16 protein-coding genes and 1 tRNA gene are annotated in these 13,526 nt (G+C 43.2%); 13 read left to right on the plus strand and 4 right to left on the minus strand.

What is annotated here, in order from left to right:
- Position 1: 1 nt before the first annotated feature.
- From rsmG to BM210_RS23935, 6 genes are all read left to right on the plus strand, one after another.
- Positions 2-730: a 16S rRNA (guanine(527)-N(7))-methyltransferase RsmG gene (gene rsmG, locus BM210_RS23910; protein WP_091174603.1), complete on the plus strand. Its 729-nt coding sequence runs from the start codon at positions 2-4 to the stop codon at positions 728-730.
- 154 nt (positions 731-884) lie between these two features.
- A complete protein-coding gene (noc, locus tag BM210_RS23915; RefSeq protein WP_091174381.1) occupies positions 885-1,700 on the plus strand; it encodes a nucleoid occlusion protein in 816 nt (271 codons plus the stop codon).
- A 92-nt stretch (positions 1,701-1,792) separates the two neighbouring features.
- On the plus strand, positions 1,793-2,554 hold the full coding sequence (locus BM210_RS23920; RefSeq protein WP_091174384.1) for a ParA family protein: 762 nt from the start codon (positions 1,793-1,795) through the stop codon (positions 2,552-2,554).
- Positions 2,547-3,401, plus strand: coding sequence for a ParB/RepB/Spo0J family partition protein (locus BM210_RS23925; protein ID WP_091174386.1), 855 nt, complete (start codon positions 2,547-2,549; stop codon positions 3,399-3,401). The genes BM210_RS23920 and BM210_RS23925 overlap by 8 nt, the downstream gene beginning before the upstream one ends.
- Before the next feature lie 119 nt (positions 3,402-3,520).
- Entirely contained in the window at positions 3,521-4,678 is a 1,158-nt protein-coding gene (locus BM210_RS23930; protein ID WP_091174388.1) for an aminotransferase class V-fold PLP-dependent enzyme, read from the plus strand.
- 29 nt (positions 4,679-4,707) lie between these two features.
- A complete protein-coding gene (locus tag BM210_RS23935) occupies positions 4,708-5,208 on the plus strand; it encodes a DUF4446 family protein (protein WP_091174391.1) in 501 nt (166 codons plus the stop codon).
- Here the strand turns inward: BM210_RS23935 and yyaC are convergent.
- Complete coding sequence (yyaC, locus tag BM210_RS23940; protein ID WP_091174393.1) at positions 5,174-5,791, minus strand: spore protease YyaC; 618 nt, start codon at positions 5,789-5,791, stop codon at positions 5,174-5,176. The two genes, BM210_RS23935 and yyaC, sit on opposite strands and share 35 nt — an antisense overlap.
- 104 nt (positions 5,792-5,895) lie before the next feature.
- On the opposite strand from yyaC, the gene BM210_RS23945 reads away from it, so the two are divergent.
- From BM210_RS23945 to BM210_RS23960, 4 genes are all read left to right on the plus strand, one after another.
- The gene (locus tag BM210_RS23945) at positions 5,896-6,132 is read left to right on the plus strand and encodes a putative Se/S carrier protein (protein WP_091174395.1); all 237 of its coding nucleotides are present in this window, start codon (positions 5,896-5,898) and stop codon (positions 6,130-6,132) included.
- A 13-nt stretch (positions 6,133-6,145) separates the two neighbouring features.
- Positions 6,146-7,039: a mechanosensitive ion channel family protein gene (locus tag BM210_RS23950; protein ID WP_091174398.1), complete on the plus strand. Its 894-nt coding sequence runs from the start codon at positions 6,146-6,148 to the stop codon at positions 7,037-7,039.
- A gap of 1 nt (position 7,040) precedes the next feature.
- Complete coding sequence (locus tag BM210_RS23955) at positions 7,041-7,262, plus strand: DUF951 domain-containing protein (protein ID WP_091174401.1); 222 nt, start codon at positions 7,041-7,043, stop codon at positions 7,260-7,262.
- A gap of 82 nt (positions 7,263-7,344) precedes the next feature.
- A tRNA-Ser gene (locus BM210_RS23960) sits at positions 7,345-7,435 on the plus strand.
- A gap of 546 nt (positions 7,436-7,981) precedes the next feature.
- On the opposite strand, the gene BM210_RS23970 is transcribed toward BM210_RS23960, so the two are convergent.
- Together BM210_RS23970 and BM210_RS23975 are read right to left on the minus strand one after the other, a co-directional pair.
- Entirely contained in the window at positions 7,982-8,230 is a 249-nt protein-coding gene (locus BM210_RS23970; protein ID WP_091174406.1) for a hypothetical protein, read from the minus strand.
- A gap of 78 nt (positions 8,231-8,308) precedes the next feature.
- Entirely contained in the window at positions 8,309-8,491 is a 183-nt protein-coding gene (locus BM210_RS23975) for a YjzC family protein (RefSeq protein WP_091174408.1), read from the minus strand.
- Between the two features lie 251 nt (positions 8,492-8,742).
- Between BM210_RS23975 and rpsF the strand changes: the two genes are divergently transcribed.
- From rpsF to rpsR, 3 genes are read left to right on the plus strand one after another with little or no spacing between them, the layout of a single operon-like run.
- Complete coding sequence (gene rpsF, locus BM210_RS23980) at positions 8,743-9,027, plus strand: 30S ribosomal protein S6 (RefSeq protein ID WP_091174410.1); 285 nt, start codon at positions 8,743-8,745, stop codon at positions 9,025-9,027.
- A gap of 42 nt (positions 9,028-9,069) precedes the next feature.
- Positions 9,070-9,543 carry a single-stranded DNA-binding protein gene (gene ssb, locus BM210_RS23985; protein ID WP_076237574.1) on the plus strand — a complete coding sequence of 158 codons (474 nt, stop codon included), beginning with the start codon at positions 9,070-9,072 and terminating at the stop codon, positions 9,541-9,543.
- 23 nt (positions 9,544-9,566) lie between these two features.
- Positions 9,567-9,854, plus strand: coding sequence for a 30S ribosomal protein S18 (gene rpsR / locus BM210_RS23990; protein WP_076237573.1), 288 nt, complete (start codon positions 9,567-9,569; stop codon positions 9,852-9,854).
- Between the two features lie 45 nt (positions 9,855-9,899).
- Here the strand turns inward: rpsR and BM210_RS23995 are convergent, their stop codons facing one another.
- A complete protein-coding gene (locus tag BM210_RS23995) occupies positions 9,900-13,235 on the minus strand; it encodes a DEAD/DEAH box helicase (protein WP_091174412.1) in 3,336 nt (1,111 codons plus the stop codon).
- Positions 13,236-13,526: the final 291 nt, after the last annotated feature.

Below are 13,526 nucleotides of genomic sequence, written 5' to 3' on the forward strand. Positions count from 1 at the left end.
AATGGATATCATACAAACACGTTTCCGAGAGCAGCTCGCTTTGAAAAACATAGAAATAACTGAGCGCCAGCTGGCTCAGTTTGAAATTTATTTTCACGAGCTTATTTCTTGGAATGAAAAAATGAATTTGACAGGTATAACTGATAGAGAAGAAGTATACGTAAAACATTTTTACGATTCTCTGTCAGTTTCTTTTTTTGTTTCGATGCGTGATGTGACGCAAATGGCCGATATTGGATCTGGCGCAGGATTTCCAAGCATACCTTTAAAAATTATGTTTCCTCATATAAAGGTAACGATCGTGGATTCATTAAATAAACGCATTCAATTTTTAAATCATTTAACGGCTGCATTAGGCCTAAATGAAGTAAACTGTGTACATGGCAGGGCTGAGGATATAGCACGATTACCGGAGCATCGGGATCAGTATGATCTTGTAACGGCGAGAGCAGTCGCGAAGCTTGCTGGTTTGAACGAGCTCTGTTTACCCTTCACTAAAGTTAATGGTACATTTGTAGCTATGAAGGGAAGCGATTATCAGCAGGAGCTGGATGATTCTTCCTATAGCCTGAATGAACTGCGTGCCAAATATATTTATACTAGAAGCTTGAATTTACCTGATGCGGAGCATTCAGCCCGCAACCTCTTATTTCTACGTAAATTCTCACCTACACCTAAAGCTTATCCGCGTAAGGCAGGTACGCCTTTGAAATTGCCATTGATAAAATAATGTTCCACGTAGAACATTATTTTGCTGTGACATAATATTCTTATAGTCTGTCTATTGTTGGCAGGAAAAAGGATATTACTAGAGAATATTTAATAGTAAGGCAACGAGATGTCTGGGTAAACTTTGATGCATATAAAGATCGGATGGTAATTGAATGAAGGAACAACTTTCGAAATTGTTTGGATTTACGGAAAAATCATCGTCTGATGAAATTAAAAATATTTCCATCCAAGATATTGTCCCAAGTCCATATCAGCCCAGAACTATTTTTGATGATGAGCGGATTGAAGAATTGTGTCAAACGATTAAAACTCTCGGAGTTATACAGCCTATCATTGTACGGGTTCGGAATAATGTATTTGAGCTGATTGCTGGAGAACGCAGATGGAGGGCGGTTACGAAGCTCGGGCTGGAAACGATTCCTGCTATAGTTCGGGATTTTAATGATTCACAAGCTGCCTCAATTGCTTTAATTGAAAACTTACAACGTGAAGGTTTGACTGCGATTGAAGAGGCTAGTGCTTATCAGCAGCTCATCGATCTGCATCATTTGACGCAGGAAAGTCTTGCTCAGCGGATAGGAAAAAGTCAATCTACGATTGCTAATAAAATTCGTTTGTTAAATCTCAGCGAGCCTGTAAAACAGGCTTTAATGGAGCGCAAAATTACGGAGCGGCATGCGCGCGCTCTATTATCTTTAAATCAGGAAGAGCTTCAACAGAAAGTGTTGGATGAAATTATTGTTAAGGAATTAAATGTTAAACAAACAGAAGCTAGAATACAGCTTTTGAAAGAAGTGGTTGCTGTTAAAAAATCTAAACGTGTATCTTTTTCTAAGGATGTCCGATTGGCATTAAATACGATTAGACAATCCGTGGATATGGTCACGTCTTCAGGTCTGCAAATCAATACCTCGGAGCAAGATTATGAAGACCACTATGAAATTGTTATTAAAATACCTAAAAAGTAGCTAATGGTTCCATACTTCTTTTATATGCAGCATGCGTTGATGGGCAGAGTTCGTTTGTATGTTTTTCATTTAGATACTGAGGTGAACAGATTTTGGCTAAGATTATTGCAATTACAAATCAAAAGGGTGGGGTTGGTAAAACGACTACATCGGTAAATTTAGGTGCTTCATTGGCAGCATTAGGAAAACGGGTATTGCTTGTTGATATTGATCCCCAAGGGAATACGACAAGTGGTATTGGAATTAATAAAGCCGATGTTGTTTACTGTATCTATGATATGATTATTAACGATATACACCCTAAAGATGTCATGGTCGATACGAACATACCGAATTTGAAAATCATTCCAGCAACAATTCAACTTGCGGGTGCCGAAATTGAGTTAGTTCCCACGATCTCCCGTGAAGTCAGATTGAAAAAGTCTTTGCAACTGGTCAAGCATTTATTTGATTATATATTGATCGATTGTCCGCCATCACTCGGTATCCTTACAGTTAATTCTCTGACTGCTGCGGATTCGGTTATTATTCCCATTCAATGCGAATATTATGCTTTGGAGGGACTAAGTCAACTTTTAAATACTGTGCGTTTAGTGCAAAAGCATCTGAATACGACACTGCAAATTGAAGGTGTGCTGTTGACGATGTTTGATGCCAGAACGAATTTGGGCATGCAGGTTATTGAAGAGGTTAAAAAGTATTTTCAACAAAAAGTATATAAAACCATTATTCCTCGTAATGTCAGACTGAGTGAGGCGCCGAGCCATGGTCAGTCGATCATAACGTATGATCCTCGCTCTAAAGGTGCTGAAGTGTATATGGAACTTGCGAAGGAAGTGATGAGTTATGAGTAAACGACTTGGAAAAGGATTGGATGCGCTTCTTCCTGCACTTAGTATTAACGATGATGATAAAGTAATGGAAATTCCTTTATCACAGCTCAGACCAAGTCCTTATCAACCTCGTAGAAATTTCAATGACGAATCGATTAATGAGCTTGCTGCTTCTATTAAGGAACATGGAATTATTCAACCTATTATAGTGAGAAGTGTTATGAAAGGCTATGAAATCATCGCTGGCGAGCGCCGCTTTAGAGCTTCTCAAGTATGTGGACTGGCTACTGTTTCTGCAGTAATAAAAAAATTCACTGACCAACAAGTAATGGAAATTGCTCTCATTGAAAACTTGCAAAGAGAAGATCTGAATGCATTGGAAATCGCTATTGCTTATCAGGCTTTAATTGATCAATTTTCTTTGACTCAAGAAGAGCTTTCCGTTAAAGTCGGAAAAAGTAGATCGCATATTGCCAATTTTTTGAGACTGCTTCAATTGCCTGATGAGGTGAAACAGTATGTTTCACGTGGAACACTTTCGATGGGACATGCAAAAGCAATCATTGGCTTGAAGGATGCAAAGCTGATTCGTGCTCTAGCTGAAAAGTCGATTAAAGAGCAGTGGAGCGTTCGAGAGCTGGAAGAGGAAGTAAAGCGGCTTGAGGATAAACCTGAAACGGCTAAAGCAAAATCGAAATCAAAAAAGAGTGATCCTTATATCAATGAATTGGAAGAAAATTTAAGAGAACTATATAGTACCACAGTGAAAATCAAGCATAGCAATAATAAAGGGAAAATCGAATTGCTCTATTATTCCAAAGATGATCTAAATAGGTTGTTGGATATTCTGCAAGGCAAAATTTCATAGTTGTTATGCAAAAGGTTCAGTGTGAAATCAATCATGATAACATAGGTAGCATACCTGATTATTGCCATCTCACTTGGGCAGAATAGGTATGCTACTTTTTGTGAAGGAGAGTGTTTCGGTTGAACGTTGCTTACTTTGATCATGCGGCTTCATCGTGGCCAAAGCCCCCGGAGGTATTACTGGCGATGCAGGATTGCATGCTGCATGCGGCAGCTAATCCAGGGAGAGGCAGTCATCAAATGGCTGTGAAGGCGAGTCGTATCTTATTTGACACTCGTAAGCAGCTGGCAAAGCTGTTTAAAATCAAAAACCCAAATGATATTTCATTTGCTTTAAATACGACGATGGCACTGAATCAGGCAATCCTTGGCTTCCTAAAGGAGGGTGATCATGTAGTATGTACATCGATTGAACATAATTCGGTCCGCAGACCTCTGGAATATTTGAAGAAAACTCGTGGTGTGCAGATCAGCTATGTGGAAACCAATTCAAAGGGCGAGCTTAGTATTGACAAGGTAAAAGAAGCGATTACTAATCGAACTACGCTTATGGTGTGCAGCCATAGCTCGAATTTGCTTGGCAGTATACTGCCTGTAGAACAATTGGGTGATCTTTGCCGAGAAAATAAAATCAAACTGTTGGTAGACGCAGCACAATCGGCTGGAACTTTAGATATCGATGTTGTAAAAATGGGTATTCATATGCTCGCTTTTCCCGGCCACAAGAGCTTGTTGGGACCTCAAGGAACTGGTGGGTTATACATAGAACCGGAACTAGAGCTGGAACCGCTAATATTTGGGGGGACAGGCAGTCAGTCTGAAATGATTGAACAGCCGAATGTACGTCCTGATCGTTATGAATCGGGCACTCAGAATACAGTCGGAATTGCGGGATTAGGCGAAGGTGTGAAGTTTATTTTAAACGAAACTGTGAGTAAAATTCATGGAAAAGAATGGGCACATACGCAGCAGCTCATGTCATCGTTAATGGAGATTGAAGGGGTGCAGCTATTAGGGCCGGATCTGGGGCAAAATAAGACAGGGATTGTTTCTTTTACGATTCATCAAACCGATTCCTCTGAGGTTGCTTTTATTCTTGATCAAACCTTTCATATAGCTGTTCGTGCTGGCTATCATTGCACACCACTTGCTCACGAATCGGCAGGTACTCTTGAACGGGGAGCTGTGCGAGCAAGTATTGGTTATTTTACGACGGACGAAGAAATTGATCGATTGGTGGGAGCCGTTAAGGAAATTGCCAAGCATATGAAATCATAAGGTTAGACAGACATGCAGGGGGAATTATTATGGAAAATCTGGTACAATTATTAGATGCGAGATTGCTTTTATTAGCATGCTCGATCATTAATCTTGTATTTCTGATTGTGGTTATACTATTATGGAGCAAGTTGAATAAGCTGCGTAAAATGTATAAGAGTATGCTTAATGGAACTGGAGAGCTGAACGTCGAGGAGACATTAATTGAAATTCAACAAAATAATGCCGCGTTGAGGATGGAAACAGAAAATGCCCAGCAGCAAATGAAAGCCATTGTTGGACAAATGAAAAAAATGAAATCCAATTTGGGCGTCTACCGCTTCAATGCGTTCGCAGAGAGCGGCAGCGACCAGAGCTTTTCTATTGCGTTAGTGGATGATGAGCAGGATGGAGTGGTTATATCAGGTATTCATAATCGGGATGAGACCTATGTATTTGCCAAGCCGTTAGAGCGTGGAACGTCCAAATACATGCTTTCACCTGAGGAAAAAGAGGCTATCCTTCGATCTGGGCAAAAGAAGCAACTGTGAATCGGTGCTGACTGCTGAGCGCGATCTGAAACGATTGAGCAATAACTTCGGCCATATGCACGACCAAGCTGAGTCTCGTATTTTGCAGCACAAAGTATTCCATAAATCCGCCAACATTGACAATGCCCGTTATGTGCATATTGCCTACTGGTGGGAGATCCTTATTAACGCCTGCACCGGGCTTGACAGGGCCGTTGCCGATCTGAATGCAGCCTACACTTGCCAGCTGTCCTAAACAGGCATCAATGGCGATAATAAAGGGATCGTGATGCAGCTGGTGGATCGATTCCAGTGTATCCTTTAAGTTCACGGCGTGTACAGGCTGATCTAGTGTCCCATAGAGGTGGAGGCCGTGCAGGGTTTGTTTTTCCAAATAGGAGCCGACCAGCGGGCCGAGGGAATCACCTGTAGAACGGTCTGTGCCTACGCATATAATGATGATGGGCTGGTGGCTTGGGATTTGTCCCAATATCGAATAAAGTCTTTCGGCTAGAGTGTCAATCGTGTTATGTTCTGAGTGGAGCACTTTTAAATTTTCGATTATTTGCGGGCTAGCAACCTCTCTACGAAAAGGCAATTTCATCTTAATAACCTCCGTATCTGTATGAAAGAATGATATTTTTATTAGTATACGGATAGTGGTGGTAATTTATACGTAACTCCATAAAAAATGGGGGAGGCATCCATATGCTGCTCATGGCTTTTGACTCCACGCAGCAGGCGCTGCGAGCCGAAATGCTGCTTGAATATGCTGACATTGAAAATGATATGTGCCCTACTCCCAAACAAATTACGGCAGGCTGTGCATTGTCATTGGAGTTTCCCGAAGACGATTTGGAGCAAGTAAAGCAAATAGTAAGGGAAGAAAGTGTAGAGATTCGAGGTATTTATATCAAAAAAGAAGACTATTATGTTGAGGTATAAGGTGGTTTGACAGATGAAGCATTGGCAGATACCCTTCCTGAAGGGAGAAAGCGCAGCTTCGGTAATTTCGTCCTGGGAGAAGCTTGGAGACGAATTATTCCAGTATATTGCCGACCCTGCAGTATGGACAGGATTTATCATCATTATAATAAAAGTAGCTTTTATTTTATTGGGTGCGAGAATTATTATTAAGCTGGCCGACAAGACTTTAGAGCATGTGATGGTGGAGCGGGAACGCAACCCTTTGAATCTGGATCGCAGACGCACCAAAACGATTGTCAAGCTGTTGGGGAATATTACATCGTATGTTGTGAATTTTATTATGATCTTAATGGTGCTTAATCAATTTGGTATTCGGTTGGAGCCGTTATTGGCCGGAGCCGGAGTTGTGGGCTTGGCTATCGGCTTTGGGGCACAAAGCTTGGTAAAAGACGTAATAACCGGATTTTTTATCATTTTTGAAGATCAATTTGCTGTTGGCGATGTGATTCAAACCGGCACTTTTAAGGGTACTGTCGAGGAGATCGGATTGAGAATCACTCGGATTAAAAGCTGGACCGGTGAGGTTCATATTATCCCGAACGGTACGATCACGCAGGTTACTAATTTTTCGGTCAATAACTCGCTTGCCGTTGTAGATGTATCCATTCCCAGTGATATGAATATTGATAATGCGATGCAGATTCTGAAAGATACCGTTATGAAAAATTACGAAAATAACGTAAATATGGTCAAAGAACCAGAGGTGCTGGGCGTACAAACGTTAAGCGCTTCAGAAATCGTTATTCGAACTACGGTCGAGTGCAAGCCTAACAGCCAGCTGCAAATATCACGCGAGCTGAATGCAGAGGTGAAAAAGGCGCTGGACAAGTATCGCTCGGAAGTGGCTTACACAAAGGGGGGATAGCATGGAAAGAAAACAGTTTCAGCTGGGCGATATTGTGCAGATGAAAAAACCACATCCCTGCGGAAGCAATGAGATGGAGGTTATCCGTCTGGGCATGGATATCCGTATCAAATGCGTAGGATGCAAGCATAGCGTCCTCGTACCTCGTGCCAAATTTGAAAGCAAGCTTAAAAAAGTACTGCGCTCTAGTCCCGAGGCTGCTTCCAATAAAGACGAGGATTAATTCCAATAAAAAATCCAGCCGAGGGGTTGCAATTTATCTCTCGGCTGTGATATAATAGCACTTGTCCGATTTCACATAACATGGAAAGGTACCCAAGTGGTCCAAGGGGGCTGACTCGAAATCAGTTAGGCGTCGCAAGGCGTGCGTGGGTTCGACTCCCACTCTTTCCGCCATTTTTGTAAAAGATCCGCTGCATGCGGTTCATATACGTGGGTACAATCAGTAAAATAAGTTTAAGCACTTAAAGAAAGCCATTTGCGATTCTTATCGTGAAGGGCTTTTTTTGTTGTCCTGTTATCCCTATGTGGATATATTGGCATGAATTTATAATTATCAACATTGGGGATAACGTGGATCTGGACATTGTTCACATGTGGATAAACTGGCGAATAACGCAATTCAGCGAACTGTACACATATCCACAAAATAAATCCACAAGGATGAATAGAGATCAAAAAGCAAAAAACCACGATCGTGATGATCGTGGTTTTTTGCTTGGACAGTTTTGGGAAAAGATTACTTACTGTCTTTTTTTGCGTGAGATCCGTCGCAGTTGCCTTCAGTGTTTTGAGTGTTACCACATGCACATTTGCCCATTTGTGTAGCCTCCTGCCTATTGGTTTTTCATAATTTTAAGTATACATTATTCACTTACTAAAGTAAAGCTTGTTATAAAAAATAAGTAAATGAGAACGATTATCCTTCTCAACGAAATCAAACTAATGCCGAACTTTCTTTCTCCATAACAAAGAATCGATAACGTATCCAATAAGAGTCCATGATAAAATCGTCGTGACATAGAGAAGAGCCTGGTTTATATGCGTGTACGTATACAAGGAATAAATCCAGGCGGGAACACTAAGACTGTAAAAAATCATATAGACTGGGTCCGAGTCATGGCCAATCATATGCATCAAGCAAAGGGCGGCACCTATAATTGTCAACAAGAGTGTGTATGTGTATTTCATAGGGGATATCTCCTTTAATGTTCTAATGGACCTCTACACCCACTCTGAAGCTGTCTGAGCGGGTGTAGAGGGCTTGACCTACGGTTTCTTACGTATCCACTTGCGGTTATGGTTGGAAGTTTGCGGGAAAGGTTCGCCTTTACCCAAGGAAACGATTTGGGGATCATTGATACCCATGTGAAAATCATTTTCGCCGACTTCGATGTACTTCCCTTCGTTGGGAGCTGTATCACCTGGATTAAATTTACGCCATTCGCCCATCGCTGTTTGACCTCCTTACGAAGTATATAGATAGAGTGCCCTGCATGTGTTCAAGTCATGAGGATAAATATTGCCAACTTTAGCTTTTTGGTGACATTAAGAAGAAGCATTGGAACTTGCACTTGTTATTGTCCGCACGTTTTGATATAGTATTACAGTGCGAGTTTTGAATACTATTTAATTGCTCGCTCCTTGCTCCGATCGACAATCGTTGATCTGTGGAGCCGTTTAGTCCAAAAGGAGGTGAAACCATGCGCAAATATGAGATTATGTATATCATTCGTCCGGATATCGAACAAGAAGCTGTTCAGGCTACGGTTGAAAAGTTTCAAAACATCATCAACAACGGTGGAGAAATTACGAAGCATGATGTAATGGGTAAGCGCCGTCTTGCGTATGAGATCAACAAGCATCGTGATGGCCATTATGTGTTAGTGAAATTCAACGCTAACAATGCGGTATTGACCGAGCTTGATCGTGTAATGAAGATTTCTGATGAAATCATTCGTTTCCTGATCACACAAGATGTAGCGTAAGCAGTACAAAATGCTGTAATTGACATGCTGGGAGGGTTTAGATTGCTAAATCGTGTGATTCTGATCGGAAGGCTGACTAAAGACCCTGAATTACGTTATACTCCTGCGGGAGTAGCTGTAACTACGTTTACACTCGCTGTGGATCGTCCTTATGCGAACCAACAGAAGGAACGGGAAGCAGACTTTATCCCTGTTGTGACATGGCGTCAGCTTGCTGAGACATGCGCCAACTATTTGCGTAAAGGAAGACTTGCCGCAGTAGAAGGCAGAATGCAGGTTCGTAACTATGACAATAACGAGGGCCGCCGCGTATATGTGACGGAAGTCGTTGCTGATAATGTGCGTTTCCTGGAATCTTCCAATAGTGGTGGAGGAAATCGTGAAGAAGGAATGGGTGGCCGTCAAGATCAAGGCTATGGTCAACAGCGTAATGCTGGACCGCGCGACAACAATCAAGATCCATTTCAGGATGACGGAAAACCGATTGATATTTCCGATGATGATTTGCCATTTTGACGTAGAAAGGACTGAATAAACGAATGGGTTTTCAAAGAAGAGATAACAATAGCGAAGAACGTGGCGAACGCAAATTTGGCGGCCGTAAGGGTGGCAAAGGCGGAAAACGTCGTAAAGTATGTTACTTCACTGTGAATAAAATTACTCACATTGACTATAAGGATATCGAAACTCTTAAGAAGTTTGTAAGCGAGCGTGGTAAGATTCTTCCGCGCCGTGTAACAGGAACTTCTGCTAAATACCAACGTGCATTGACAATTGCGATCAAACGCTCCCGTCAAATCGCGCTGTTGCCTTACACAACGGAATAAAGAACGAGAGAAAAACCGCTGCATATGTAGCGGTTTTTTTTCGTTTTATGGTATCATCAGAATCTCGCGAAGCTCCTGCTCGGTTAAGGTAGATAATGCCTCTTGTCCAGGCTGGATAACTTCATCGATTAAATTCTTTTTCTTTTGCTGAAGCTCGTACATCTTATCTTCAACGGTGCCTTGGGTAACCAGACGAATTACCTGCACAACGTTTTTCTGCCCTATGCGATGCGCCCGGTCTGCTGCCTGCTGCTCCACCGCGGGGTTCCACCATAGATCGTAAAGGATTACCGTATCCGCTCCAGTCAGATTGAGTCCAGTACCGCCTGCTTTTAATGAAATGAGAAATAGGTCATGTTCGCCTTCGTTAAATCGATTGCACAGCTCTACGCGCTCAGGAACAGGTGTGCTGCCGTCCAGGTAGAAATGAGGCAATCCCAGATAGCCAAGCTCTCGTCTGATCAGACCGAGCATTTCGGTAAATTGGGAAAATACGAGCATTCGTTTCCCCGCACTACGACATTCCTCTATGATTTCCATAAGCTGTTCGAACTTGGCGGAGCTTCCGGCATAGCCCTCGACAAAAAGTGCAGGATGGCAGCAAAGCTGGCGAAGTCGAGTCAACCCGGCGAGGATTTTGATCCGGTTTTTCTGAAAACCTTTCTCGTTCAAATGCTTCACGGTTTCCTGCTGCAGCTTGGCCAAGTAGGCAACATACAGCTTCTTCTGCTCTGGCAATAGCTCAGAGGCCTGCAGGGATTCGATTTTATCCGGCAGCTCCTTGAGTACGTCTGATTTTAACCGGCGCAGCAGGAAAGGGCGAACCCGTTTGGCGACAACCTCTCTCGGCAATTCATTAAACGCTTTGCGGCTTGGGAACAGCTCAGGAAATACGGCATCGAAGATTGACCACAATTCCTCCAATCTATTCTCCACAGGCGTTCCAGTAAGCGCAAACCGATATAAGGCTTGAATTTCCTTGACTGCCCTTGCCGTTTGTGTGGCATGATTTTTGAAAACTTGTGCCTCATCCAAAATGAGGGTATGAAACGAAAGCTTGGCATAAAGCTCGATGTCTCTGCGTAAAAGCGGGTAGGAGGTAATCAACACATCCGCCTGATACTCAGGTGCTCCCTTCAAGATATGGCAGCGCTCTTCCTTGCTGCCGTCCACAATGACGGTGCGCAGCTCGGGCGCGAATTTTTTTAATTCATTTTGCCAGTTATAGATGAGTGAAGCAGGGGAGACGATGATTGCTGGCTGCTGTCGAGTACGAATCTCAGGAAGCATCGATAGGATAAAGGCGATACTTTGCAGGGTTTTGCCGAGTCCCATATCGTCGGCCAAAATGCCCCCAAAGTGGTAGTGAGCCAACGTCCTTAACCATTGATACCCATATTGCTGATAATTCCGCAGAACAGGAGTTAGGCTTTCAGGAACAGGAAAATCAAGATGATCCGGGTTTCGCATATTGTCCAAAAGCCTGCGGAATGATTTGCCGAGCTTAATGGCATTGCCTTGTCTAGGTGAATCCAACAAATGCATGCCGCGGAGCAGGGGCAGCTGAATATTCGCTCCCGACAAATCGGCATTTTGGATACCGAATTCGTTCATAAAGCGGATAATTTCCTGAAATTCCGCGCTTTCGAGCGGAAGCATGGCGCCATTCGGCAGCCTGTAGAACTTATGCTTCTCCTCAAGAGACTTTAACAGATTGCGAATGTCCGCCTCTGGGATCCCGTCCATTTCAAAGCGGAATTCGAGCCAATCCGTCCGTTCATTCACTTCAACGGTTACTTTTGGAGCAGCAGGGCCGCTATGCAGCCTTGCCTTTACAGCAGAGGTTGCGTATACCTCAAGAAGCTTTTCAAGTTCAGGGAGAGTATGATATAAAAACTCGTATTCTGAATCTTCGTCATCCAGAAAATATCCGGCTTCGGTTTTGGCAAAAGGAGATTGCTCCATCAGCTCCAGAATGCGCCGTTCCTGCTCTCCGTCCCGCATCAGAATCCAGTCCGAGCCGCGCACGGGGCCGTGTGCCTCCAGAGGGTTGATCACAATATCCCCATATTGAAATTCCAATCCGGCCAGCAGGCGCGACTTAATCCGGTCTAAATAGAGCTTGGCTTTTAAAGACAGGTGAACAATACGCTCTGAAATAGCATGAGCGATGCTAACGCTGCCCAGCTTCATGAGACTTGGAATGACCTTTTCCATAAAAGATTCCATGTGTTCTTGTGGAATCTGAATGTGGTCTTTACGAGAATCGGCAAGGATATGCTTCAGCTCCGAAAGCCGCTTGATCGCATCGTTCTGCAGCTTCAGCAGCTTTCCTTCGGACAAAACGATCCCGTATGCATCCATCACAGTCAGATTTTCCATGCCTTGAATGTCCAGTTGGTAGCCTTCCACTTGTGATTGATCAAATTCAAACTGGAGCGGGATGCGTTCATCGGATAGCTGAATACCTTCATAGACCCGGTTGCCTTGATGGAGCTGTACGGCAGGTGCTGCGGCAAGCAATGGATAGAGGGTTTCCCATGAGAGCGGGGGAATCAGCAGCATGCGATCACCGCTTGAGCCGCTAGTCTGCTTGGAGTAGCCGTTCAGAGACTCACGGTACATGTTTTCATTATGACAGATCTGAATCAGCTGTTGAAGAATGGCAGCATGCTCCTTCTGAAAGCTGTGCAGCAGCGGATCATATATAAAATGCTTGGAAAATACGTATGCTTCCTGCTTGTCGAGGCGATCGAGAAACTCTCTTATTTTTTGTACGATATAGAGTCGCTTCGATCCGATCTTGAGTTCAATGCCAAACATATGCTTGCGATAGCTGTAGGGGAAGGGTCGGCAAATAATTTCTATATCCAGCTTCATGCGTGTATTCGTTAGCACCCGTGAACTGTCGGAACGCAGCGGTTTATCGCTAAAAAGTCCCAGCATTTCATCCATAAGCCGCAAATCTCCTGCAGAAACCCCGGATGCTCTAAAAGTAGAAGCTCCTGATCTTGCCCCTCTGCTTTCCTCGCCATCGATAACTCCATCTCTATGCAGCAGGGAAGAGCTCCTGGCACGAATAAGTGATCGGCCAGTATGCTGGATATCATGAATGTGCAGCAGCAAGGCGGCAATATGCTTGCAGTAATGATGTTGCGAATATAAAGAGCAGGTGCAATCGGCATGGATGTCGCCCTGTCTATCGATTTGTGCCCTGACTTGGTAGAGTCGGGTTCCTTGAACTTGAGCTTCATAAATGTGTTCTTCGGGATCATAATCAGTCAGCTTTACTTTATGGTCAAGGTAGTAAGCCTCTCCATCTTCATAAGCAAAACGTCCGCATAATAATTTAATGACCCGCTGGGTCAGTTGAAAGCTCATGAAAGGAATCCTTCTTTCTTCGTATATACGGGTTTCATTTCCAGAATGGTCCTGCATCTTATGATAACAGAATCGTATGCAAAAAAAACGAATGATCCTTATCGTTAAGTTGTAAATAAATGGAGCTGGCTTGAAAGGTGCAGCAAAGAATCGACAAGCAGGTATTCATTTTGGTCGATCAAATTCCGATAAAACTTAGAAGTCATGCAATTTGCAAAAAAACGAATGTCCTGATGCCAATGTCGATAGTAGGATCAAGTATAGCTCGACCTGAAAGAAAGAAGATTTATA

The sequence above is a fragment of the Paenibacillus sp. 1_12 genome (genome assembly GCF_900114475.1).
In the GTDB taxonomy this organism is placed as follows: domain Bacteria; phylum Bacillota; class Bacilli; order Paenibacillales; family NBRC-103111; genus Paenibacillus_S.

What these genes read in the sequence shown, in the direction of transcription:
- BM210_RS23970 (WP_091174406.1), bottom strand. Translation starts at nt 8,230, where the DNA reads ATGAAATACACATACACACTCTTGTTGACAATTATAGGTGCCGCCCTT.
- rpsR (WP_076237573.1), top strand. Translation starts at nt 9,567, where the DNA reads ATGGGTTTTCAAAGAAGAGATAACAATAGCGAAGAACGTGGCGAACGC.
- rsmG (WP_091174603.1), top strand. Translation starts at nt 2, where the DNA reads ATGGATATCATACAAACACGTTTCCGAGAGCAGCTCGCTTTGAAAAAC.
- BM210_RS23925 (WP_091174386.1), top strand. Translation starts at nt 2,547, where the DNA reads ATGAGTAAACGACTTGGAAAAGGATTGGATGCGCTTCTTCCTGCACTT.
- yyaC (WP_091174393.1), bottom strand. Translation starts at nt 5,791, where the DNA reads ATGAAATTGCCTTTTCGTAGAGAGGTTGCTAGCCCGCAAATAATCGAA.
- BM210_RS23955 (WP_091174401.1), top strand. Translation starts at nt 7,041, where the DNA reads ATGGAAAGAAAACAGTTTCAGCTGGGCGATATTGTGCAGATGAAAAAA.
- BM210_RS23995 (WP_091174412.1), bottom strand. Translation starts at nt 13,235, where the DNA reads ATGAGCTTTCAACTGACCCAGCGGGTCATTAAATTATTATGCGGACGT.
- BM210_RS23945 (WP_091174395.1), top strand. Translation starts at nt 5,896, where the DNA reads ATGCTGCTCATGGCTTTTGACTCCACGCAGCAGGCGCTGCGAGCCGAA.
- noc (WP_091174381.1), top strand. Translation starts at nt 885, where the DNA reads ATGAAGGAACAACTTTCGAAATTGTTTGGATTTACGGAAAAATCATCG.
- BM210_RS23935 (WP_091174391.1), top strand. Translation starts at nt 4,708, where the DNA reads ATGGAAAATCTGGTACAATTATTAGATGCGAGATTGCTTTTATTAGCA.
- BM210_RS23950 (WP_091174398.1), top strand. Translation starts at nt 6,146, where the DNA reads ATGAAGCATTGGCAGATACCCTTCCTGAAGGGAGAAAGCGCAGCTTCG.
- rpsF (WP_091174410.1), top strand. Translation starts at nt 8,743, where the DNA reads ATGCGCAAATATGAGATTATGTATATCATTCGTCCGGATATCGAACAA.
- BM210_RS23975 (WP_091174408.1), bottom strand. Translation starts at nt 8,491, where the DNA reads ATGGGCGAATGGCGTAAATTTAATCCAGGTGATACAGCTCCCAACGAA.